The following is a 20,564-nucleotide window of genomic DNA, read 5'->3' as shown; positions in this document are numbered from 1 at the left end:
CAGGAATTGGAAAGGGAATGACATGCAGGAAATTTCGGACAGGCCGTCCAACGCCATCAGGGATATCTTCGGCAGGGACAAGGTTCTGATCGGCATGATCCATTGCCCGGCCTTTCCGGGCGCGCCGCGCTACCGGGGGGCTGCGATGGATGCGATCTACGACGCGTGCATGCGCGACGCCGAAGCCTGCGTGGAAGGCGGCCTGCATGGGCTGATCATCGAAAATCACGGCGACGTGCCGTTCTCGAAGCCCGAGGATATCGGCCCCGAGACGACCGGTTTCATGTCCGTCGTCACCGATCGAATCGCGCGGGCGGCCGGCATTCCGCTTGGCGTCAACGTGCTTGCCAACGCGCCGATCCCGGCCTTCGCCATCGCCATGGCCGGCGGCGCCAAATTCATCCGCGTCAATCAATGGGCCAATGCCTATGTCGCCAATGAAGGCTTCATGGAGGGCAGGGCCGCCGAAGCCATGCGTTACCGCTCGCTGCTGAGAGCCGAGCACATCAAGGTTTTTGCCGACAGCCACGTCAAGCATGGCAGCCACGCCATCGTCGCCGACCGCTCGATCCAGGAGCTGACGCGCGACCTCGCCTTCTTCGATGCCGACGGCGTCATCGCCACCGGCGAGCGAACCGGCAATTCGGCAACGATGGAGGCGATCGAGGAGATCGGCGCGGCGACGCACCTGCCGCTGCTCGTCGGCTCCGGCGTCAACAAGGACAATATCGTCGATATTCTGAGCCGCACCAACGGCGTCATCGTCGCCTCTTCGCTGAAGCATGGCGGCGTCTGGTGGAACCCGGTCGACATAGAGCGGGTGCGCGCCTTCCGGGCTGCCGCCGAGCCAGGGCTGGAGGGTTGAGCATGGCGGCAGAAAGCCTTTCAGACCGCATCCTGCGCGAGAACAACGCCGTCTTCCGGACGATGCTGAGCCACCGCTTCGTCGAGGACGTCAAGAACGACAGGCTGAGCAAGGAGGCTTTCGAGCGTTATCTCGTCTATGAAGGCGCCTTCGTCGACAGCGCCATCTCGATCTTCGCCTTTGCCGCGGCGACCGCCGGGACGATGGCGCAGAAGCGCTGGCTGATCGCGGTTCTCGATGCGCTTGCCAACGAGCAGATCACCTATTTCGAGCGTACCTTCGCCAGTCGCGGCATCGATCCCTCGTCCTTCGATACCGGCATCGCCGAGGTCGAGGCCTTTCGCGCCGGCATGTTGGAGATCGCCCGCCAGGGCGGCTTCCTCGATACGGTCGCGGCGATGTTTGCGGCCGAGTGGATGTATTGGACCTGGTGTAGGCAAGCAGCCAGCCGCCCGATCAGCGATCCCCTCTTGAAGGAATGGGTCGACATGCATGTCGATCCGAATTTCGCCGCCCAGGCGCAATGGCTGAAGAATGAACTCGACGTGGCAGGAGAAACGCTGGAAGAGGATGAAAAAGCGCGGCTCAGCGCGATCTTCGGCCGGGCGATGCAGCTCGAGATCGATTTTCACGATGCGCCTTACCTTTAGCCTTACCTTGCGAAAGTGGATGCATGCGCGCCTACATAGTCGGTAACGTCGCCATCGACGAAACCATCGCCGTCTCCGAACTTCCCGTTATCGGCGCCTCCATCCTCGGCAATGCCGGGGGCAGCGATCTCGGCGGCAAGGGCACGAACCAGGCGGTCGTCATGGCCCGCTGCGGCGTTCCGACAACGCTGGTGGCGCCCGTCGGCAGGGATGCGAGGGCCGATACGATACGCCATTACCTCGCGGATGAGCCGCTTCGGAGCGAACTGATCGAAATGGAAGATGCATCGAGCGACGTCTCGATCATCTTCCGGCTGCCGGGCGGCGAGAATGCCATCGTCACGACGACGGAATCGGCGCAAAGCCTGTCCCTCTCCGATGTCAGGCGTATCCTCTCGACGGCCGGCTCCGGCGATCTGATGATGCTGCAGGGCAACCTCTCCGACCGGACGACGCGCGACATTCTCGAGCATGCGAGAGCGATCGGCATGGTCACCGCTTTCAATCCCTCGCCGGTGCGCTCCTATTTCTCCGATCTCTGGGATCTGATCGACATCGCCTTCCTCAACAAGGGCGAGGCGCAGGCCCTGACGGGAACGACGGGCAGGGATGCTGCCGAATATCTGCTGAGCCGAGGCCTGCGTGAAATCGTCCTGACGCTGGGCGGTGACGGCGCGACGCTCGTGAACCGGCACGATAGCATCGAAGTGCCCGCCCACGTCTGCGAGGTTGTGGATACAACGGGCGCAGGCGATACCTTCATGGCCGCAGCACTTGCATCCTGCGCGCTGCGCGGGCAGCGCCTGGACAGGCTAGCCATCGAACACGCAGTTGCAGCCGCAGCCATCACCGTCTCAAGACATGGAACAAGAAAGGCATTTCCGACCATTTCCGAGCTTGAAGCGATCTTGAGATAATCCGCTCGGCATGGGCGCGCTTCATAAAACCATCATTGGCCTCTGCGAAGGGATGGGCTCCTCGCGATTCACTCCGTCATATCAGCAGCATCCGGACTTTTCTCATGACATCTTCCCCGATTTCCGCGCGTCTTTCCCCGACCGCCTCGTCCCGCCTCGTCGTGCTTGCCGAAACGGTATTGAAGGCGGGCGAAACCGCCCGCGGCTCCCTGCGGCGAAGAACGTCGGCAGAAATGCTCGCCAAGGCGCCGCGCGATTATCAGACCGAAATCGATGTCGCCGTCGAGCGGATCATCGTCGACGAGATGGCGAAGGCCTTCCCGGACTATGCCATCCAGGGCGAGGAAGCCGTCGGCAACCGCACGGCGGGTCCGGAAACGCCTGTTATCTACATCGACCCGATCGACGGCACGACCAATTACGCCTGGGGCATTCCGCATTTTGGCATGACGATCTCGATCGTCGAGAGCGGCAGGCTCGTCATGGGCGTCGTCTATGACGCCATGCAGGACGAGCTGTTCAGCGCCGAGATCGGCGGCGGCGCCTATCTGAACGGCGAGCGTATCCGCTGCGCCGATGTCGGCGACATCGAGAATGTGCTTGTCGGCGCCGGCCTGCCGATCCCCGGCCAGGTCACGGCGGTTGCGGAAGAGACCTATTTCGAGGCCGTCAAACGCCTGATGGCGAATACCGCGGGTGTGCGCCGCCTCGGCTCGGCGGCGCTGTCGATCGCCTATGTCGCTTGCGGCCGGCTGGACGGATTCTTCGAAGACGGGCTCGCGATCCATGATTTCGGCGCCTCGGCGCTGCTGGTCGAAGAGGCGGGCGGCATCGTCACCCGTTTTTCCGGCGCTGCGGTTGTCGGAAAGAGCGATATCCTGGCCGCCAGCAAGGCGCTGCATCCCTGGTTGCTCGAAGGCTTCCAGAGTAAGGCGTGAACTGGCGCGCCCGATAGAAGCCGGCTGCCTAGACTGGCAACAACTCGACCTCGGTATCGCCCTTTGCCGGCGTCGACTGATGGACGAGCTCGTTGTCGCGGAAGACGAAAAAGCCGGCGAAACTCGGCTCGACTCTCATCCCGGCCCGGATCCGATCGTCCGGCGCCACCATCGCCTTCAGGCGGCTGCCGTCGGCAAGATCGACATCGACCATCTTATGGGTGCCGAAATCGACGATGCGATGGACTGTCGCAGCATCGACCCGGCCCGAGGAACGGATCGTCAACGCTTCCGGGCGGGCGGCCAGCGTCACTGGCCCATCCTCGACAGGAACCGCAAGCGGGAAGAGCGGATGTTCGCAGACGCCGTTTCTGGTCTGACTCTGGACAAAATTCATCGAGCCGATGAAACCGGCGACGAAGGCCGTCTGCGGCTGCCGGTAGATGGTGCTCGGCGGCGCGATCTGTTCGGTGCACCCGTCGCGCATGACGACGATGCGGTCGGCGAGCGCTAAGGCCTCGTCCTGGCCATGGGTGACGAAGAGCGTGGTGATGCCGAGGCGCTGCTGAATATCGCGCACTTCCTCCCGCAGCCTTTCTCGTAAGTGCTGGTCGAGGCTGGCGAAGGGCTCGTCGAGCAGAAGGATCTTCGGCTCAAGCACCAGCGAGCGGGCAAGCGCGACGCGCTGCTGCTGACCGCCTGACAGTTGCGTCGTCATCCGGCGGCCGTAGTCGGCAAGGCCGACCAACGCAAGCGCATCCTCGACACGCTCACGGATTTCGGATTTCGGCAGCCGGCGGAGCTTCAGGCCGAAGGCGATGTTGTTGAAGACATCCATGTGCGTCCAGAGCGCATGGCTCTGGAATACCATACCGGTCGGGCGTCGCTCGGGCGGCAGCGTCGTCACATCCTTCGCGTCGATGCGGATCGTTCCGCCGCTCGGGCGCTCGAAGCCGCCGATCATCCTGAGAAGCGTCGACTTGCCGGAACCGGATGGGCCAAGCAGGCAGACGAGTTCGCCGTCGCCCACTTCGAGCGAGAAGTCGCGAACGGCAAAGGTGGTCCCGAACAGCTTCGAAACGCCCTCGATCGAAAGATGTGCCATTCTCAAACCCTTCCTTGAACTGGTACGCGCCTCATGCGCCGAAGCCTCGTGCGAATGCGCCGGTGCCGATCACGCGGCGGGCAAACATCAGCGCGATGAAGGACGGCACCCACAGCATGACTGACAGTACGGCGCCGTATTGCACGACGATCTGGTTGTTGATGAAGCTGATCATCAGCACCGGCATGGTGCGGATCTGAGGCGCGCCGATCAGCCAGGCACCTTCGGTCTCGTAGAAGGTGCCGACGAAGGTCAAAAGCAGTGCGGCTGCGATTGTGGGTCCGGCCTGCGGCAGGGTGATCGACCAGAAGACGCGCAGCGGGGTTGCGCCGGCATCGCGCGCCGCCTCTTCCATGCGCCGGTCGACATTCTGGAAGGCTGCGACCGGAATCCAGATCATCAGCATCAGCGTGCCGACAAGCTGGATCAGCACAACGCCCCAGAACGTGCTGATCAGGCCGAGCTGCAGGAAGATACCGGCAATGGCAACGAGCAGGCCGAATTTCGGAAAGGCATGCGATGCGAGAAACGACAGGAACAGGATGTTCCTGCCGGGAAAGCGCATGCGCGCAAAGGCGTAAGCAGCGGGAAGGCAGATCACGGCGGAAAGAATGGTCACCGTCGTCGTCAGCCGCAGGCTGAGGAAGAGAGCGTCCCAGACATCCGGACGCGCCAGCGTCTGGCCCCAGAAACGCAGGCCGAATTGCTGCGGGATTACCGATGGATAACGCCAGACCTCGGTGAAGGCCCATGTTCCGACGACGATCAGCGGCAGCGCGATGAACAGCGTCAGCAGGCACGCGAAGAGCATGCCGATCCAGTCGAAGCGAAGATCCGTTCCCGATCTGCCGGCACTCATGGCTGGGCCTCGCGGTTGCGGGCGATCGACCTGATATAGAAGATACCGAAGACCAGGCAGAAGCCGAAGGTGATGACGGCCTGGGTCATGGCGTTCAGCGGGTCGTTCATGTCGGCGAAGGTGCGCTGCATGAACGGCCCCATCATCTCCGGCGATGCGGAGCCGAGCACATAGGGCAGGGTGAAGGCGGAGAAGATGCCGAGCACGGCGAAGGACGCCGTCACCAGCAGGGAATTGCCCATGCGCGGCAGAATGATAGCGATGAACACCCGGAGCGGGCCTGCGCCGACATCGCGGGCGGCCTCGATGGCGCTGTTCGAAACGGAGGAAAGCCCCGCCGTCAGCATCAGCACCGTCAAGGGAAGATTATCCCAGACGAGGCCGATGACCGGTCCCCACGGCGTCAGATAGGGCGTGCGCAGCTTGGGCAGGCTGACGGCATTCAGCAACAGGTCGACGGTGCCGTTCGGCCCGATCGTCCTGATCAGCGCATAGGCGAGAATGATCGACGGCACGAACATCGGGAAGATCGCAAGAGCCTGCACATAGGCGGCAAGGCGTCCTTGCGAGAACCGGAGATAAAGCGCGATCGGAAGGCCGATCGCCAGAAGCAGAATACCGCAGACGGTGGTGGTCCAGAGCGTCAGCCACAGATTGCCCAGGCTGTAGCCGTCGGTGAAGAAGAAGCGATAGGAGGCAAGCGAGAATTCCGTCGCGCCGTCAGGGCCTCGAACGAAGATCGTGCCGACGACCGCCGAAAAGATCGGAAAGACGATCAGCCATGCGAGCAGGAGGACCGGCAGGGCAACGAGGAGGAGCCCGATAGAGCTCCCCCTGTTGATGGACCGGTGACGGCGCAGAACCGCCGGCGCAGTATCAGTGGACATCAGGTGCGGCTGATGCCCGGAGCAACGTTGCGATACCAGCCGTCAGCGATCGCCTTTTCCCAATCGCCACCCGGGAAGGTCGGGATGGTCGCCGGAATGACGTCGGCATATTTCTTGCGGAGATCGTCGGAGATGTGGTCCCAGGAGACGGCAGGGAAACCGCCGATCCCGGTGATGATCGCTTCCTGCATTTCCTTCGTCAGCATGAATGCGGCAAGCTTCAGGGCCGCATCCTTGTTGGCGCCGTTCGAGAAGACGGTGATGCTGGAGAAGCCGCCGCAAAGGGCAAGATCGCTAAGCTGCACCAAGCCGGTCGTATCAGGCAGTACGCCCTGGGAGATTGCCTGCAGCACCTGGTCCGACCAGACCGGCACCATGGTGACGACGCCCTGGGCGAGCAGCTGGATCGACTGGGTGTTGCCGGCCGTATACGCGCCCTTGTCATAGAGCGCCGGGGCGAGGTCGTTGAGGATCTTCCAGGCCGGCGTCAGCGTCTCAGTGGCGAAATCGGCGGTGAAATTGTCGATCTTGAACTTCTTCGGATCGCGGCCGTTCGCTTCATGGATCGCGCGGCGGACGAAATTTCCGCCCGAACCGCCCTTGTCGGGACGGTTGTAGATGAACTGGCCCGGATTGGCCTTGATCCAGGTGGTGAGCTGATCCCAGCTCTTCGGCGCATCCTTCGGATCGAGCTTGGTCGTGTCGTAGGCGAGAAGCACCTGCGAACCGCGATAGGGAAGGGAGTAGGGGGTATCGAAGGCAAGCGGGTTTATATGGTCGTAGCCTTCGATGTTCTCGGCGGAGAATTTGACCCAGAGCCCGGCATCGATGCCGCCGGACGGCAGGCGCGGATCGAACTGCTCGAAAAGGTCGGCCTGCGGATCGGTCTTCGTCTTCAGCGCGGCGAGCGCACGGTCGGCGATGGCGCGCAGGCCATTATTGTCGCCGGCATCGGTCACCTTCAGGGCGACACCCGGATGCGCCTTTTCGAAAGCCGGGCGGATGACGTTGTTCCAGAGGTCGACGATGTTGGCATCCGAACCGCTGTAGAGGTCGATCGTGCCGGCCGCAGCCGATGCGAAACGCGGAAGAGCCAGCAGACCGGCTGCAGCCGACGATGTGATCAGAAATTCGCGTCTATTCATAACCCGTCTCCATCAGGTGTCGAGGCTCAGCCTCCGCAGGATTGTCCAAGGCCTTGCTAGCGCCGGCGCGTAACATCGACATGACAGGATCGGGCGTCTCGACGGGGAAATTGCACAGCTGTGCTAATTGCGCCGTGTGGAAATCGGCGGCAGGAGACACTATCTCTTGCGGAAAAGGAGATATCCAATGACCGAAGAACGTGCAGTCCTCGCCGGTGGTTGCTTCTGGGGCATGCAGGACCTCATCCGCCGATACAAGGGCGTGATTTCGACCCGCGTCGGCTATACCGGCGGCGATGTGCCGAATGCCACCTACCGCAACCACGGAACCCATGCCGAGGCGATCGAAATCATCTTCGACCCCGCAAGGATCAGCTATCGGGAAATCCTCGAATTCTTCTTCCAGATCCACGACCCGAGTACGCGCAACCGCCAGGGCAACGACGTTGGCTTGAGCTACCGCTCGGCGATCTTCTACGTGACCCCTGAGCAGGAGCGCGTTGCCAGGGATACGATCGCCGATGTCGATGCATCAGGCCTGTGGCCCGGCAAAGTTGTCACCGAAGTCGTGCCGGTCAGTGATTTCTGGGAGGCCGAGCCCGAACACCAGGATTATCTGGAGCGGATTCCGAACGGCTATACCTGCCATTTCGTCCGGCCCGGCTGGAAACTGCCGGTCCGTCAGAAGATCGCCTGAAATTGATCAGAGCCCCATCGCCGCGCGGCTGGTTTCCAGAAGCGCGGCGACGAGATTTGCCCGTGGCGAGGATCGCGTCACCACGATGCCGACCGTGCGCATATTGGACGAGCGGGGCAGGGGCAGCTTGACGATATCTAATCCCCCCGGCCAGGGCGGCGCCCAATCAGGCACGATCGAGATCCCGAGACCGCGATCTACCATCACCGCGATCGCCTCCAGCGCGTCGAGCTCATAACGCTCGACCGGGCGGATGCCGATCTCGCGCAGATATTCGTCGGCGATGTGACCACCCCATTGGTTGCGGTCGTAGCGGATGAAGGGCAGGGTCTGCAGCAGTTCGAGCGGATCCGCGCCTTCGCAGTCCCGCGGCGCGATCAGCACCAGGGGTTCCTGGCGCAGCTTGTTGAAGGTCAGCGTCTTCTGCATCGGAAATCGCGGTTCGATGATGAAGGCTGCGTCCAGCGTGCCGTTCAGAACCTCGGCATAGAGATCCATCGACGCGCCCGGCTTGAGGAAGATTTCGATCAGTGGATAGTCCTGCGCAAGGCGGTGGAGAATGCCGGGAACGAGACCGGTCAGCGCCGTATTGATCGCCCCGATCCGCATCTCGCCCGAAATCGTAGCGGTACCGGCCATCGCCTTCAGGTCGCGTGTATCGCGCACCAGATCCCGGCAACGTTCGAGAATGGCAAAACCGGCTTCCGTCGGCCGCATCACGCGGCCGGAGCGCACCAGCAGCCGCACCCCGAGCTCGGCCTCCAATGCGCGGATACGCTGGGCAACGGCGGCAGGCGTGAGGTTCAGCCGCTGGGCCGCCTCCGCCAGCGAGTGCCGCTCGGCAACGACAATGAAGGTTTCGAGAAAACGCGTGTCCATCGATAGTTTTTCTATCTCTTGAACCAAGCAGAAGCCATATTTTATTTACGATCCATTGCTCCGAAAGATGGCCCGACCCTATGAGGAGATGGATGAATGGATTTCGGCCTGAAGGACAAGACGGCTCTGGTGCTTGGCGCCGGCGGCGGACTGGGCAGCGCGATAGCCGCCAAGCTTGCGCGCGAAGGCGCTAGAATTGCCGCGGCGGATATCGATCTCACCGCTGCTGAGAAGATCGCGGCTGCGATCGAATCCGAAGGCGGCAAGGCGCTGGCACTGCAATGGGATCTTTCCGATCTCGGTTCGATCGATGCGCATGTCGCTGCAATCGAACGGCAGTTCGGACCGGTCGACATCCTCGTCAACAATACCGGCGGCCCACCGCCGACCACCGTCTCCGGCCAGGATCCGACGGTGTGGAACCAGTATTTCCAAAGCATGGTGCTCTCAGTCATCGCCATTACCGATCGTGTGCTGCCCCAGATGCGGGCGCGCAAATGGGGGCGCATCGTCACCTCGACCTCGTCGGGCGTGGTCGCGCCGATCCCCAATCTCGGCATCTCCAACGCGTTGCGCCTGTCATTGGTCGGCTGGTCGAAAACTCTGGCGCGCGAGGTCGGGCGCGACGGCATCACCGTCAACATCGTCCTGCCGGGCCGGATCGCCACCGGCCGCATCACCTTCCTCGACGAGCAGAAGGCCAAACGCGAAAACCGCTCCATCGATGACGTCGTCACTGAGAGCACCGGCAGCATTCCGCTCGGCCGCTATGGCCGGCCGGAAGAATATGGCAATGTCGTCACCTTCCTGGCGAGCGAGCCTGCCTCCTATCTGACCGGATCGGTGATCCGCGTCGATGGCGGCATGATCCAGAGCATCTGACAGAAACCGAATTGGAACCGAACACCGATGGCCCTCAGCGCTGAAGCGATAGCAATTCTCAAGACCGTCTCGACGGCGACCCTGACGACCGTTCTTCTGAAGAAGGGCCTGCGGAACGTCTGGATCCGCGGCGCCGTTCCCCTGAAGCCCGGCCAGCCGCGCATCGTCGGCCCGGCCTTCACCCTGCGCTTCGTTCCGGCTCGCGAAGATCTGGCGACGCCGGCATCCTGGGCCTCGCCGATCTCAACGCGCGCCGCGATCGAAGCGATGCCGGAAGGCTGTGTCGCCGTCGTCGACGCGATGGGCGTTACCGATGCCGGCATCTTCGGCGATATCCTCTGCGCCCGCATGCAGAAGAGAGGCGTTGCCGCCCTCGTCACCGACGGCGTCGTACGCGACCTTGCCGGCGTGCTTGACACCAATCTGCCGGTCTGGTGCCGTGGCGTCGCAGCACCGCCGTCGGTCGCCGGCCTCACCTTCGTCGCCTGGCAGCAGCCGATCGGCTGCGGCGGCGTGGCTGTTTTCCCTGACGACATTATCGTCGTCGACCAGGACGGCGCGGTGCTGATCCCGGCCGATCTGCTCGAGGTGGTGCTGGCCGAAGCGCCGGAACAGGAGCGCATGGAAGCCTGGATCATGACCAGGATCGATGAGGGCGTACCGCTGCCCGGCCTCTACCCGATGAACGCGGAAACAAAGGCGCTCTACGAGGCTTCGAAGAAATAGGCTCCAGGCCAAGCGGATTGAGGAGGTCGCGGCTTCGCGGCCCTTTTGCTTTCACCGCACCTCAATACCGAGGTGTATAATCCAACCCGCCGTCGATCCGTGCCGGGCGTCCGTCGAGGAAAAGCTCGCCGATGCGCGGCGCCGATCTGGCGATGACTTTGCCGCGGCGGATCACCGCCAGCCGGTTGGGTTTCAGCCGCAGCGCTTCCAGCGTGTCGCTGGCCTGGAGGATGACGAGGTCGGCATTGCATCCCTTTTCCAGGCCGTAGCCCTCAAGCCCCATCGTCTTTGCCGAATTGACCGTCAGCGCGTCGAAGATCTTCTTCTTGTCGTCGATGCCGGCCATCTGCGCGACATGGATCGCCATATGGCCGACCTCCAGCATGTCGCCCGACCCCATCGAATACCAGGGGTCCATGACGCAATCGTGCCCGAAGGAGACATTGAGCCCGGCATCCATCAGCTCGCGCACGCGGGTCATGCCACGGCGCTTCGGATAGGTGTCGTGCCGGCCCTGCAGCATGATGTTGATCAGCGGATTGGGGATGACGTTGATCTCGGCCTCCGCCATCAGCGGGATGAGCTTGGAGACGTAATAATTGTCCATCGAATGCATCGAGGTCAGATGCGAGCCGGCGACGCGTCCCTGCAAGCTGAAGCGGATGGTTTCCGCGGCCAGCGTCTCGATATGGCGCGAGAGCGGATCGTCGGTTTCGTCGCAATGGATGTCGACGGGCAGGCCGCGATCGGCGGCGATGCGGCAGAGCGCCTCGACGGACGCCGTACCTTCCCCCATCGTCCGTTCGAAGTGGGGAATGCCGCCGACGATGTCGACCCCCATGTCGAGGGCGCGGTTGAGCGCGTCGATCGCGCCCGGCGAGCGGTAATAGCCATCCTGGGGGAAGGCGACCAGCTGCAGATCGATATACGGCGCGACCTTCTCCCGAACCTCGATCATCGCCTCGACGGTCACCAGTCTGGGATCGCTGGTATCGACATGGCTGCGGATGAAGAGCAGCCCCTGCGTGACCGCGAGATCGCAATAGCGTAGCGCACGATCGACCAATTCCTCCTTCGTTACGATCGGGCGCAACTCTCCCCAGAGCGCGATACCTTCGAGCAGGGTGCCAGAGACGTTCATGCGCGGCAGCCCGAGCGACAGGGTGGCGTCCATATGGAAATGCGGATCGACAAAGGGCGGACTGGCCAGCCGGTCGGTTGCGTCAATTTCTTCCCCCGCCTGCGCCGGGAGATTGCGCTCGACAGCGATGATCTTGCCGCCCTGGACGCCGATATCGATGCCGGTTCGGCCATCGGGGAGATTTGCATTTCTGACGATCAGATCGAACATCGGAACCTCATTGGATGTGGGCGGTTTCAGCGTTCGCCGCGGCGATAGGGCTGCATCAGTGCCTGCGGAACGCGGGCGCGGCGGGCCATGACGGCAAGGGCGGCAATGGAAAGGATATAGGGGGTCATCAGGAAGAGCTGATAGGGCACGAGCCCGCTCAGCGCGGTTTGCAGCCGAAGCTGAAAGGCATCGAAGAAGGCAAAGAGCAGCGCGCCGAACAGCGCGCGGCCCGGCCGCCAGGAGGCGAAGACGACGAGCGCGATGCAAATCCAGCCACGCCCCTGCACCATGGTCGGGAAAAAGCTGTTGAAGGCCGACAGTGTCAGGAAAGCGCCGCCCATTCCCATCAGCGCGCTTCCCATGATGACCGCGCCATAACGCACCTTCATCGGATTGACGCCCTGGGCTTCCGCCGCATGCGGGTTTTCGCCAGTCATGCGGATTGCAAGGCCGACTGGCGTGCGGAAGATGATGTAGGCCGTCAGCAGGGCAATGGCGATCGCGAGATAGGTCGGCGCCGTCTGCGTGAAGAAGGCTGGGCCGATGAACGGCAATGTCGAGAGACCAGGAATGGCGATCGGCTGGAACGGCACGATGGTGGGCGGAGTATTGGCAAGCGGCACGATCAGCCGGAAGACATAATAGCTGAAGCTGGAGGCAAAGAGCGTGACGCCGAGTCCGGAGACATGCTGGGAGAGACCCAACGTCACCGTCAGGCCCGCGTGCAGCAGACCGAAGACGCCGCCGGCCAGCGCCGCAATCAGCAGGCCGGTCCAGAGATCGGCGCCGTGATAGACGGAAAGCCAGCCGATCATCGCGCCGAAGGTCATGATGCCTTCAATGCCGAGATTGAGCACACCAGCCCGTTCGCAAAGCAGTGCGCCGAGCGTGCCGAAAATCAGCGGCGTGGCGATCCGCAGGATTGCCGCCCAGAGCCCGGCGGAAGCGATGATGTCGAACAGCTGCATCATCGCCGGATCCTGTATTGGGTGAAGAACAATGCGATCAGCATCGTCAGCAGCGACAGCGCCACCGTGACATCGGCAATATAGGTGGGGATGCCGAGGCCGCGGCTCATGCCATCCGCACCCACGAACATGGTGGCCGTGAAAATGGCGGCGAAGACGACCCCGAGTGGATTGAGGTTGGCGAGCATGGCGACGACGATGCCGGCATAGCCGAAACCGGGCGACAGGTCGGTCGTCACATAACCCTTGACCCCCATCACCTCGATCGCTCCCGCCAACCCTGCAAGCCCGCCCGAGAGACAGGCGACTTTCACCAGCGTTCTGCCGAGCGGGACGCCGGCAAAGACTGCACCGCCGGGATTGAGGCCCGCGGCGCGCGACTGCATGCCGAACACGGTGCGCGACTGGATGAAATGGACGACGACGGCCAGAGCGATCGCGATCGCAAAGCCGATATGCAGGCGCGAGCGGGCGATCAGCTTCGGCAGCATGGCGTGATCGCTGACCGATTGCGACTGCGGCCAGCCAAAGGCCAGCGGATCCTTGAGAACGCCATCGATCAGCATCGAGACGAAGAGCACGGCGATGAAGTTCAAGAGCAGGCTGGTGACGACTTCATCGACCGAGAAGCGCAGCCTGAGCCAGAGCGGGATCAGGATCAGCACCATGCCGGCAATGGCGCCGACCAGCAGCAGCAGCGGAATGAGGATGGGGGCGGGAAGATTGCCCAGCAGTTTCGAGCTTGCCGCGGCAACGGCGATGGCGCCGAGATAGAACTGGCCCTCGGCACCGATATTCCAGAGCCGCGCCCGGAAAGCAACGGCGGCAGCAAGCCCCGTCAGCATCAGCGGCGTTGCCCGCGTCAGCGTTTCGGTCGCCGACAGCCGCGAGCCGAAGGCCCCGGTCAGGATGCGCCAATAGGCATCGAGAACAGGCGCGCCGGCGATTGATATCAGGATACCCGCCAGCGCCAGCGCTGCGATGACCGCGATGACGGGCGTGACGATCAGCAGGTAAAGCGGGCGGTGCTCGCGGCGCTCAAATCGCATGATCGGCCTCTGGGCTTTCCTGCCATTCGCCAGCCATCATCAGCCCCAGCCTGCGGGCATCCGCACCTTCGGCCTCGACGGGCGGCGACAGGCGGCCACCGACGATCGCCTGGATGCGATCGGCAAGCGCGATCATCTCGTCGAGGTCTTCCGAGATCAGCAGCACGGCGGTACCCTGCCGGCGGGCTTCGAGCAGGCGGGCGTGCACGGCGGCCACGGCCCCTTCGTCGAGACCGCGCGCGGGCTGCGCGGCAATCAGGATGCGCGGCCGCCGATGCAGGTTGCGGCCGAGAATGAGTTTTTGCATATTGCCGCCGGAGAGCAGCCGGGTCCGGATGGCTGGCCCGCCGCCGCGGACATCGAATCCGTCGATGATCTCCCTGGCAAAGGCCATGCCCGCCTTGCGGTTGACGAGGCCGTGGCGCGAAAAGGCAGGCGAGGCGATGCGCTCTAGCACGGCGTTTTCCCAGATCGCCATTTCGCCGATCACACCCTCCTCGTTGCGGTCCTCGGGAATGCGGCCGATGCCGGCGTCGACGACATCGGCGACGCCGAGATTGCCGATGGCTTCGCCAAACAGCAGCAGGTCGCCACCACTCCGCACTATTGTGCCGGAGAGAAGATGGGCCAGTGCCGCCTGGCCATTGCCCGAAACGCCGATAATGCCGAGGATCTCTCCCTGGTGCAGTCGGAAGCTGATCGATTTCAGCCGATCGATGCCGGCGATGCGCACCGTCACATCGGCCGCTTCAAGGGCGACGGCACCGGGTGTCGACGGTTCGCGCACGGGCCGCGTCACACGGCGGCCGACCATCAGTTCGGCGAGTTCCGCCTTGCTGGTGTCCGACGCCTTGCGTTCGGCGACCATCTTGCCGCCGCGCAACACGACGATGCGGTCGGCCGCTGCCATCACCTCGTCGAGCTTGTGCGAGATGAAGATCAGCGACAGGCCCTGGCGGGCCATTTCCCTTAGCGTTGTGAACAGCCGTTCGGCCTCGATATTGGTCAGCACTGCTGTCGGCTCGTCGAGGATCAGGATGCGGGCATCGTTATAGAGCGCCTTGAGGATCTCGACGCGCTGCTGTTCGCCGACCGACAGGTCGCCAAGACGGGCATCCGGATCGACCTTGAGGCCGAAGCGCTCGGAAATTGCCATGAGCTTCTTGCGCGCCGCTGATGTTCCCGAGCGCCAGGACCAAAGTCTTTCGGTGCCGGTCATGACGTTTTCGAGAACGGTCAGATTGGGCGCGAGCGAGAAATGCTGATGCACCATGCCGACGCCGGCGCGGATCGCTGCACGTGGCTTGCCCTGCGGTACCTCCATGCCTTCGATCAGAATACGGCCTGCATCGGGCATGTAATGGCCGAAAAGAATGCTCATCAGCGTGGTCTTGCCGGCGCCGTTCTCGCCAAGCAGGGCCACGACCTCACCCCTGGCAAGCGTCATAGAGATATCGTCATTGGCGAGATTGTCGCCGAAGCGCTTGCTGACGCCTGTTATCTCCAGCGCAGACCCGGTCATGACGGCAATCCCGCGACTGGAAAACGATGCTGCCATCGGCCTTCGGCCTCCAGGCGCGCGGCAAGCGACAGCAGACGCGGCTCGTGACCCATCGGCGCCATGATCTGCACCGGCAGCGGCATGGCATGCTCATCCTGTCCGAAAGGCAGCGTCAAAGCAGGAAAACCCGAAATATTGGCGAGGCAGGCAAGCGGCGCAAATGCCGTCATCCGCTCGAGATGCAGATCCGTGTCGGCATGATCGGACGGAAAGGAGCCGATCGCAAGAGGTGCGGAGGACAGCATCGGCATCAGGATGCAATCGACCCTGTCGAATAGCGCCCAGAGCTTATGGCTCACCAGGACGGCATCGTTCAACGTGGTCCAGAGCGATGTCGCCGACAGCGCCCGTCCGCGCGCAGCGAAGGCCTGCGTCAGCGGCTCGGCCCTGCCTTCATCGAGAGCCGCCGTCTTCATGAGTGCTGCGAGATTGACGGAGACGATATCGGCGAAGGCGCGGCCGCTTGAAGTGACGCTCCATTCGAACTCGGCCCAGTTCAGCGGAACGATCTCGTGTCCGTCGCTCTCCAGTACACGGGCAGCAGCCTCTACGGCTGCGAGCCGAATGCCCTCCGTCGGGTAGGCCGAGCCGGTATCGGCAAGCAGGCCGATCCGCAAACGGCCGTTGTCGCTATCGACAGGGGAGGGGTCCGGAAAAGATCCTCGGGAATTGCCGCTCAGCCTGTCGAAAATCAGCGCCGTATCCCGCACGGAACGGCAGACCGCGAGTTCACTCGCAATGCCGGCGAGGTGGTTGCCGAAGGATGGCCCTCCGGGAATGGCGCCGCGCGTCGGCTTCATTCCGACGAGGCCGCAGCAGGCGGCAGGCACACGGATCGAGCCGCCGGCGTCGGTCGCATGCGCAATCGCGACGATCCCTGCAGCAACAGCCGCCGCCGCGCCGCCGGAGGAGCCGCCCGCGGTCCGTGCCGGATCGAGTGGATTGCGGCAGATCGGCCCGATCGCCGGTTCGCTGGCAAGCGACAGGCCGAATTCTGGGCTCGTCGTCAGGCCGAAGAGGCAGAAGCCGGCGTCGCGGAAACTGGCAGCCAGATCGGAGTCCGCTTCGCCGCCCCTTCTTTCGAAGAGACCGGAACCGGCCGTTACCGGCAGCCCGGCGAAGGGGCCGCCGAGATCCTTCGCCAGGGTTGGCACCCCGGCAAAAGGCATTGCGGCAAAGCGTTCGGGCTCGCTCCGTCGTTCCCGATCGCAAGCGTCTGCCGAGGCGAGACCCATGGCTGCATCGAGATAGGCGATAGCGCCAAGCGGCTCCTGCCGCGCAGCCGCCTCAAGGGAAGCTTGCATCGCCTCCGCAGCGCTCAGGCTGCCACGCCTGATCGCTGCCGCCAGGTCTGTTGCATCGCCTTGCATCAGTCGAATTACTTCGGCTTGTCCATCATCTTCGGAACTTCGAAGGTGCCAGCCTTGATCTCCGCCCGCTTGGCTTCCATCGCAGCCTCCGCCTCGGCGGGTGCTACGCCCTTCACGAAGACGATATCGCTGCCGCCTTCCTTCATCAGGCCGTAGGACGTGTAGTTCCTGCCGACCGGCTTTCCGGCAGCGACATCGGCGATCGCAGCGTCCAGGATCGGGCGGAAGTACCACATGGCGTTGGCAAACACCGTATCCGGATAACGTGGCGTATAGTCGATCAGCGAGCCGACCGACTTGATGCCGCGCTCCTTGGCGGCATCGGCAGTACCGATGCGCTCGCCGAACAGGATGTCGGCGCCGGCGTCGATCTGGGCAAGACCGGCTTCACGGGCCTTCGGCGGATCGAAGAAGGTGCCGATGAAGGAGACGAGGTGTTTTGCATCCGGGTTGACCGCCTTGACACCCGCCGCGAACGCATTGATCAGCATGTTGACCTCGGGGATCGGAATGGCGCCGACCGAACCGACGACATTCGACTTGGTCATCTTGCCCGCCAGCATGCCTGCGAGATAGGCGCCGTCATGGTTCCAGGTGCCGAAGACGCCGAAATTGTCGCCGGCCTGCTCGCCGCTCGAACCCAGCACGAAAGCGGTGTCGGGATAGTCGGTCGCGACCTGCCGGGCCTCTTTCTCCACCGCGTAGGCCTCGCCGATGATCAGCTTGTTGCCCTGTTCGGCATATTCGCGCATGGCGCGCGGATAATCGGTGCCGGAGACGCCTTCGGAGAAGACATATTCGATCACGCCTTCCTTGGCCGCGTCCTGCAGCGCCTTGTGCAGACAGGAGTTCCAGGCATTTTCGACCGGCGACGCATGAATGCCGGCAACCTTCAGCGGCGCAGCCGCCCTTGCCAGCGGGGCAAAGCCGCTGACCCCAAGCGCAATGCCCGACGCGATCACTGCCCGGCGTGAAATCAGGATATCTTTGGTCATTGATTATTCCCCTTTTTTACCATTTGGTTCAAAAATCATAGTAGCGCCCAAAAATGTGTCAAGCAGCGAATGGGCTTAAAAATCAGGCTGTTCAATCTGTTGCGCCTTGCGTTCTGCAGCCATTTTTTCCGAACTGTATGGCGTCGCGGCTTGGCGCGACGCAATTGGCAGGATAAGCAAGGAGGATAGGGGTTGGGGGACATGAAATGGGGGAAGAAGAGGGCGCCTCGCGGCGACCGATCGCGAGCCGGTCGTCGTCCTGGGCCATCGGCCTCAGCGCGTGGCTGGCGCGGAGCGGCGCGACACCAAACGGCATTTCGCTTTTATCGGTCGTATTCGCGGGTATAGGCGCAGCGCTCATCGTTTTCACAACACATCCGATTGCCATGGTTTGTGCCGCGATCTCGGTGCAACTGCGGCTCGTCTGCAATCTGCTGGACGGAATGGTCGCAATCGAAGGCGGCAAGAAAACTAAGAGCGGGCCGCTCTATAATGAATTTCCCGACCGGGTCGCCGACAGCCTGTTTCTCGTCGCGGCCGGCTATGCCTGCGGCTTTGGCTGGCTCGGCTGGCTGGCTGCGCTGCTTGCCGCACTCACCGCCTATATCAGGGTCTTCGGAGGATCGGTCGGACTTCCCCAGGACTTCAGCGGCGTCATGGCCAAGCCGCGCCGCATGGCGGTGCTGACGGCGGGCCTCCTCGCCCAGAGCGTCGAGACGCTGATATCCGGCAGCCGCTGGTCGCTGATCCTGGCATGCGCGGTCATCGCGGCCGGCAGCCTTGTCACCTGCATCACCCGCACGTTGAGGCTGAAACATTCCCTGGAGAGACTATGATCGCGATTATCCGTCGGTTTCTCGTGCTGCTCGTCCGTATCCTGGTCGGCGCCCGAAGCGAGTGGCGGGGCTGCGCGCCCGATCCCAGTCGCCGCATCTATTTCGCCAATCACAACAGCCATATCGATACCGTCGCCGTCATGGCCGCCTTGCCCTGGCCGGTGCGCCGGATGACCCATCCGGTTGCGGCGCGGGACTATTGGGGAACGAGCGCCTTTCGCCGTTTCATCGCAGAGAAAGGCCTGCGCGCCGTCTTGATAGACCGCAAGCCTCCGCCGGACACCGACCCGCTGGCTCCGATAGAGCGCCTGCTTGAGGAGGGGCGCTCAGTCCTGATTTTCCCGGAAGGAACGAGAAGCACCAACGATGAGATCGCCCCGTTCCGCAGCGGCATCTATCGCCTCGCCTGCCGTTTTCCGGATGTCGATCTCGTGCCGATCCATCTCGATAACCTTCAGCGCATCCTGCCGAAGGGAAGCATGCTGATCGTCCCGATCACCTGCACGGCGCGCTTCGGCAAGCCGCTCCGCGTCGAACCAGGCGAGGAAAAGACCGAATTCCTGGCCCGCGCCCGTGCCGCGGTCATTGAGCTTGCAGATGGGGGGCATAGCGCATGACCAGCCTGTTCTCCATCGTGCTGGCCGCGATCCTCGGCCTGCTTGCCGTCGCCTCGGCCATCGGTTTTATCCTTCAGCGGCGCGCGACCGAACCCGGTTCAGTCGCCACCGTCCAAAACCTCAACGCCCGTATTCGCTCCTGGTGGATCATGGTCGCGGTGTTCGGCGGCGCGATCCTGCTCGGCGACACGGCGACGGTCATCCTGTTCGCATTCCTGTCCTTTATGGCGCTTCGCGAATTCTGGACGCTGACACCATCGCGGCGCGGCGATCATCTGGCGCTTTTCCTGTCCTTCTTCGTTGTGCTGCCGCTGCATTACGTGCTGCTCGGAGCGGAGTGGTACGGCCTGTTTGCGATCTTCATCCCGGTCTATGCCTTCCTGATCCTGCCGGCGGTGGCGACATTGACGGGTGACGTCAACGAATTCCTCGCCCGCAGCGCCAGGGTGCAATGGGGATTGATGCTGACGGTCTATTCGATCAGCCACGCTCCCGCCCTGCTCATGCTGGAGACCGGCACGCCGTCGGCGCTCCTTCTCGTCTATCTGGTCGTGGTCGTGCAACTCAGCGACGTCTTCCAGTATGTCTGGGGCAAACTCCTCGGAAAGCACCGTTTCTCGCCGAATATCAGCCCGTCGAAGACGATCGAAGGGCTGATCGGAGGCGGCGCCTCGGCTATCCTCGTGGGAACGCTGCTTTATCGCCTGACGCCGTTCTCGCCACTGCAGGCCGCTGCCATCAGCACAGTCATCGTCGTCGCGGGCTTCTTCGGCGGTTTCGTGCTCTCGGCCATCAAGCGGGATCTCAATGCCAAGGACTGGGGCTATGTGATCGAAGGCCATGGCGGCGTGCTCGACCGCCTGGACTCCGTCACCTTCGCCGCACCGCTATTCTTTCACATCGTCCGCTACTGGTTCACCACCTGAGAATTCGGCCGATTATTTAAAAGCGGTCGATCTCCTCGAGGCTCTCGAACAGCCGGCGCTGAACATCCCGCTCCTGCTTACCAATGGCGGTCATCAGCTTGCCCATCGTTCCCCGCAGGCCGTGCAACTCGTCAACTAGCTCCATGACGATATCGACGCCGGCTTCGTTGACACCCATGTTTCCCATGAGGTCCAGGATCAGCCGGGCGCGTGCGACGTCGGCGTCGCGAAATTGCCTCCGGCCACCTGACGTCTCCGGGATCAGCCAACCCTGTTCGATCCAGAGGTCGAGCTGGGCGATGTCGATTTTCAAGTAAAGACGGAATTCGAGATCATCCATG

Annotated in this window: 22 protein-coding genes; 10 read left to right on the top strand and 12 right to left on the bottom strand. The window is 63.0% G+C overall.

Annotation, left to right across the window (positions count from 1 at the left end; genetic code table 11):
- Window positions 1–22: 22 nt before the first annotated feature.
- From RlegSU303_RS33735 to RlegSU303_RS33720, 4 genes are all read left to right on the top strand, one after another.
- Complete coding sequence (locus RlegSU303_RS33735) at window positions 23–865, top strand: BtpA/SgcQ family protein (protein ID WP_094088999.1); 843 nt, start codon at window positions 23–25, stop codon at window positions 863–865.
- A 2-nt stretch (window positions 866–867) separates the two neighbouring features.
- Window positions 868–1,515, top strand: a complete 648-nt coding sequence (locus RlegSU303_RS33730; RefSeq protein ID WP_094089000.1) for a TenA family protein — start codon at window positions 868–870, stop codon at window positions 1,513–1,515.
- A gap of 23 nt (window positions 1,516–1,538) precedes the next feature.
- Entirely contained in the window at window positions 1,539–2,432 is an 894-nt protein-coding gene (locus RlegSU303_RS33725) for a ribokinase (protein WP_094089001.1), read from the top strand.
- A gap of 104 nt (window positions 2,433–2,536) precedes the next feature.
- Window positions 2,537–3,370 (top strand): inositol monophosphatase family protein, encoded by an 834-nt coding sequence (locus tag RlegSU303_RS33720; RefSeq protein ID WP_017957489.1) that lies wholly within the window; start codon window positions 2,537–2,539, stop codon window positions 3,368–3,370.
- Between the two features lie 28 nt (window positions 3,371–3,398).
- Here RlegSU303_RS33720 and RlegSU303_RS33715 read toward each other — a convergent pair whose 3' ends face one another.
- Genes RlegSU303_RS33715 through RlegSU303_RS33700 form a run of 4 tightly spaced genes read right to left on the bottom strand, consistent with a single transcriptional unit; the run spans window position 3,399 to window position 7,366 of the window.
- Window positions 3,399–4,475 (bottom strand): ABC transporter ATP-binding protein, encoded by a 1,077-nt coding sequence (locus RlegSU303_RS33715; RefSeq protein ID WP_017957490.1) that lies wholly within the window; start codon window positions 4,473–4,475, stop codon window positions 3,399–3,401.
- Window positions 4,476–4,506: 31 nt separating this feature from the next.
- Entirely contained in the window at window positions 4,507–5,334 is an 828-nt protein-coding gene (locus RlegSU303_RS33710; RefSeq protein WP_017957491.1) for an ABC transporter permease, read from the bottom strand.
- Entirely contained in the window at window positions 5,331–6,221 is an 891-nt protein-coding gene (locus tag RlegSU303_RS33705) for an ABC transporter permease (RefSeq protein ID WP_017957492.1), read from the bottom strand. The genes RlegSU303_RS33710 and RlegSU303_RS33705 overlap by 4 nt, the downstream gene beginning before the upstream one ends.
- Window positions 6,221–7,366 carry an extracellular solute-binding protein gene (locus RlegSU303_RS33700; protein WP_017957493.1) on the bottom strand — a complete coding sequence of 382 codons (1,146 nt, stop codon included), beginning with the start codon at window positions 7,364–7,366 and terminating at the stop codon, window positions 6,221–6,223. The genes RlegSU303_RS33705 and RlegSU303_RS33700 overlap by 1 nt, the downstream gene beginning before the upstream one ends.
- A 187-nt stretch (window positions 7,367–7,553) precedes the next feature.
- Between RlegSU303_RS33700 and msrA the strand changes: the two genes are divergently transcribed.
- Window positions 7,554–8,063: a peptide-methionine (S)-S-oxide reductase MsrA gene (msrA, locus tag RlegSU303_RS33695; RefSeq protein ID WP_012760071.1), complete on the top strand. Its 510-nt coding sequence runs from the start codon at window positions 7,554–7,556 to the stop codon at window positions 8,061–8,063.
- Window positions 8,064–8,069: 6 nt separating this feature from the next.
- On the opposite strand, the gene RlegSU303_RS33690 is transcribed toward msrA, so the two are convergent.
- Window positions 8,070–8,942 (bottom strand): LysR family transcriptional regulator, encoded by an 873-nt coding sequence (locus RlegSU303_RS33690; protein ID WP_017957494.1) that lies wholly within the window; start codon window positions 8,940–8,942, stop codon window positions 8,070–8,072.
- A gap of 96 nt (window positions 8,943–9,038) precedes the next feature.
- On the opposite strand from RlegSU303_RS33690, the gene RlegSU303_RS33685 reads away from it, so the two are divergent.
- The gene (locus RlegSU303_RS33685) at window positions 9,039–9,824 is read left to right on the top strand and encodes an SDR family oxidoreductase (RefSeq protein ID WP_131719468.1); all 786 of its coding nucleotides are present in this window, start codon (window positions 9,039–9,041) and stop codon (window positions 9,822–9,824) included.
- A 27-nt stretch (window positions 9,825–9,851) separates the two neighbouring features.
- Window positions 9,852–10,550 carry a ribonuclease activity regulator RraA gene (locus tag RlegSU303_RS33680; protein ID WP_017957496.1) on the top strand — a complete coding sequence of 233 codons (699 nt, stop codon included), beginning with the start codon at window positions 9,852–9,854 and terminating at the stop codon, window positions 10,548–10,550.
- Between the two features lie 61 nt (window positions 10,551–10,611).
- Here RlegSU303_RS33680 and RlegSU303_RS33675 read toward each other — a convergent pair whose 3' ends face one another.
- The 6 genes from RlegSU303_RS33675 to RlegSU303_RS33650 are packed head-to-tail and all read right to left on the bottom strand — an operon-like array spanning window position 10,612 to window position 17,844.
- Window positions 10,612–11,901, bottom strand: a complete 1,290-nt coding sequence (locus tag RlegSU303_RS33675; RefSeq protein ID WP_017957497.1) for an amidohydrolase family protein — start codon at window positions 11,899–11,901, stop codon at window positions 10,612–10,614.
- Between the two features lie 26 nt (window positions 11,902–11,927).
- Entirely contained in the window at window positions 11,928–12,872 is a 945-nt protein-coding gene (locus tag RlegSU303_RS33670; RefSeq protein WP_131719469.1) for an ABC transporter permease, read from the bottom strand.
- On the bottom strand, window positions 12,869–13,918 hold the full coding sequence (locus RlegSU303_RS33665) for an ABC transporter permease (RefSeq protein WP_017957499.1): 1,050 nt from the start codon (window positions 13,916–13,918) through the stop codon (window positions 12,869–12,871). The genes RlegSU303_RS33670 and RlegSU303_RS33665 overlap by 4 nt, the downstream gene beginning before the upstream one ends.
- On the bottom strand, window positions 13,908–15,440 hold the full coding sequence (locus RlegSU303_RS33660) for an ABC transporter ATP-binding protein (protein WP_131719470.1): 1,533 nt from the start codon (window positions 15,438–15,440) through the stop codon (window positions 13,908–13,910). Before RlegSU303_RS33660 ends, RlegSU303_RS33665 begins: the two co-directional genes overlap by 11 nt.
- Window positions 15,437–16,849, bottom strand: coding sequence for an amidase (locus RlegSU303_RS33655; protein ID WP_131719471.1), 1,413 nt, complete (start codon window positions 16,847–16,849; stop codon window positions 15,437–15,439). The genes RlegSU303_RS33660 and RlegSU303_RS33655 overlap by 4 nt, the downstream gene beginning before the upstream one ends.
- An 8-nt stretch (window positions 16,850–16,857) precedes the next feature.
- Entirely contained in the window at window positions 16,858–17,844 is a 987-nt protein-coding gene (locus tag RlegSU303_RS33650) for a BMP family protein (RefSeq protein WP_131719472.1), read from the bottom strand.
- A 206-nt stretch (window positions 17,845–18,050) separates the two neighbouring features.
- Between RlegSU303_RS33650 and RlegSU303_RS33645 the strand changes: the two genes are divergently transcribed.
- Genes RlegSU303_RS33645 through RlegSU303_RS33635 form a run of 3 tightly spaced genes read left to right on the top strand, consistent with a single transcriptional unit; the run spans window position 18,051 to window position 20,223 of the window.
- A complete protein-coding gene (locus RlegSU303_RS33645) occupies window positions 18,051–18,680 on the top strand; it encodes a CDP-alcohol phosphatidyltransferase family protein (protein ID WP_131719473.1) in 630 nt (209 codons plus the stop codon).
- Complete coding sequence (locus tag RlegSU303_RS33640) at window positions 18,677–19,297, top strand: lysophospholipid acyltransferase family protein (RefSeq protein ID WP_094089008.1); 621 nt, start codon at window positions 18,677–18,679, stop codon at window positions 19,295–19,297. The genes RlegSU303_RS33645 and RlegSU303_RS33640 overlap by 4 nt, the downstream gene beginning before the upstream one ends.
- The gene (locus RlegSU303_RS33635) at window positions 19,294–20,223 is read left to right on the top strand and encodes a phosphatidate cytidylyltransferase (RefSeq protein WP_017957505.1); all 930 of its coding nucleotides are present in this window, start codon (window positions 19,294–19,296) and stop codon (window positions 20,221–20,223) included. Before RlegSU303_RS33640 ends, RlegSU303_RS33635 begins: the two co-directional genes overlap by 4 nt.
- 16 nt (window positions 20,224–20,239) lie before the next feature.
- On the opposite strand, the gene RlegSU303_RS33630 is transcribed toward RlegSU303_RS33635, so the two are convergent.
- Window positions 20,240–20,563 carry a chaperone modulator CbpM gene (locus tag RlegSU303_RS33630; protein ID WP_026158326.1) on the bottom strand — a complete coding sequence of 108 codons (324 nt, stop codon included), beginning with the start codon at window positions 20,561–20,563 and terminating at the stop codon, window positions 20,240–20,242.
- Window position 20,564 lies beyond the last annotated feature (1 nt).

Source organism: Rhizobium sp. SU303 (assembly GCF_021052345.1).
In the GTDB taxonomy this organism is placed as follows: Bacteria; Pseudomonadota; Alphaproteobacteria; order Rhizobiales; family Rhizobiaceae; genus Rhizobium; species Rhizobium laguerreae.
This window is presented reverse-complemented; position numbering and strand designations above follow the sequence as displayed.